The following is a 1,707-nucleotide window of genomic DNA, read 5'->3' as shown; positions in this document are numbered from 1 at the left end:
TTTTATTAAGATCTGGTTTCACAGCCGTCAGAGACTTAGGCAGTAAAGTAGCAGTAAGGTTAGATAAATTGCAGAGGAGAGGAGAAATAATTGGACCTACTGTTATATCATCAGGTTTCTCCCTAGCAATAACTGGCGGAAATGATGATCCTAAGGAATTACCAATAGATTTTGCTCAGAGGATTTCCTATTCTTTCTATTGTGATTCCCCCTATGAATGTAGGAAAGCAGTAAGAATGGCTATAAGACAAGGCGCCACTGTCATAAAAGTTTATGCTTCCGGAGCATTCTCTCAAGGAGGCATAATATTACCCGGTTTCACGTTAGATGAGTTAAAGGCAATTGTTGATGAATCGCATAGAGCGGGTTTAAAAGTGGCATCACATGCTTACGGTAGAGAGGCGATAATGACGTCAATACTAGCTGGTGTAGATACGATAGAACACGGCTTAGGCTTGGATGAGGAAACTGCACAGATGATAAAGGAAAGAGGAATATGTTACATTCCAACGTTAGCAACTTATCAAATACCTTTTGAATCCGTCAATCCAGAAGCTAAAGTTTATAGGGAAGAGATGATAAAAAGGCATTTCACTGATGATATGAGGATAGCAATGGAACATAAATTGAAGATTGCTACGGGCACAGATTATGTTGGATCTAAGAAAAGACCACATGGACAAAATTATATTGAGGCGGTAATACTGTCGAGATATATGAGTAATTTAGAAGTACTTAAGGCTTCTACTAGTGTAACCTCGGAATGCATTGGATTACGAAGTAGAGGATATGTTAGGGAGGGATATAAGGCTGATTTAATAGTTGTTAAAGGTAATCCATTAAGTAATGTAGAAGACCTGTCTCCTAGTCACATTCTTTATGTAGTTAAGGATGGCAAGGTATTTAAGGGTTATGGGCTATATAAGGAGTTAGACTAGTCTTTTGACATAACGAGTATTTATAAATCTTCTTCCTAGTTTTATAGACTAAACTCCTTGCTAAATAAGGTATTTTAGTTTCTTAACATGTAATACTAGCACCTTTTAACTGCGATAAAATTTTAACAGAAAGTCTAAACTTCAAAGTAATGATATAAAATTTAGACATGGAAAAAATTTTCCAGTAAAGCTTATAAATTCGATATAGTACTCTATAAGTATGGAGTATAAACAAAGGAAAAGAAGTTCATTAGAGATAATACTAGACATACTGAAGAGTTGTGAAGAGGGCTGTGGCGTAACCAAGATCATTTATGGAGCTGGAATAAACTATTCTGTAGCACAAAAATATATCGATGAGTTAACAAAAATGGATGTTTTAAAGGTTAAAATAAATGAGAACAAAAAGTATTATGAACTCACAGAAAAGGGTAGACTATTAAAAAATCATCTTGATGAATTCATTAAACTTAAGGAACACCTCGAGGAAAAGAAAACAAAGTTAAGGGAACTTCTAGATATAGAGGATTAAAGATTTTTTAATCACCTATTATTTCTACAGTTATATTTCGTTCTCTCCTAGGTCCATCTAACTCTACCAAGAAGATGTTTTGCCACGTTCCTCTAACAAGCTTCCCATCTCTAACTGGGAATACTCTATCAGCCCCAAGTATGGTTGATCCTAAATGTGCGTGAGCATTATCATCAATTAGATTATGCTTCCATTTCCTCTCTGGTTCTACTAATTCCTTTATCTTAGCGAGAATAT

Annotated in this window: 3 protein-coding genes; 2 read left to right on the top strand and 1 reads right to left on the bottom strand. The window is 35.2% G+C overall.

All coding sequences use genetic code 11. The annotated features are described in order from the left end of the window. Together DMP16_RS09625 and DMP16_RS09620 are read left to right on the top strand one after the other, a co-directional pair. The coding region (locus DMP16_RS09625) for an amidohydrolase family protein (protein ID WP_143577168.1) at positions 1-938 on the top strand (938 nt) is incomplete at its 5' end. Positions 939-1,158: 220 nt separating this feature from the next. After that, positions 1,159-1,470: a winged helix-turn-helix domain-containing protein gene (locus DMP16_RS09620; protein ID WP_069283123.1), complete on the top strand. Its 312-nt coding sequence runs from the start codon at positions 1,159-1,161 to the stop codon at positions 1,468-1,470. Between the two features lie 7 nt (positions 1,471-1,477). Here the strand turns inward: DMP16_RS09620 and DMP16_RS09615 are convergent. Then, positions 1,478-1,707 (bottom strand): secondary thiamine-phosphate synthase enzyme YjbQ (locus tag DMP16_RS09615; protein WP_185957857.1); only part of this gene is annotated, 230 nt, incomplete at its 5' end.

This window comes from Sulfolobus sp. B1 (assembly GCF_007050195.1).
Classification (GTDB): Archaea; Thermoproteota; Thermoprotei_A; order Sulfolobales; family Sulfolobaceae; genus Saccharolobus.
Note: the sequence above shows the minus strand (reverse complement) of the source record. Positions and strands in the feature narration are given on the sequence as shown.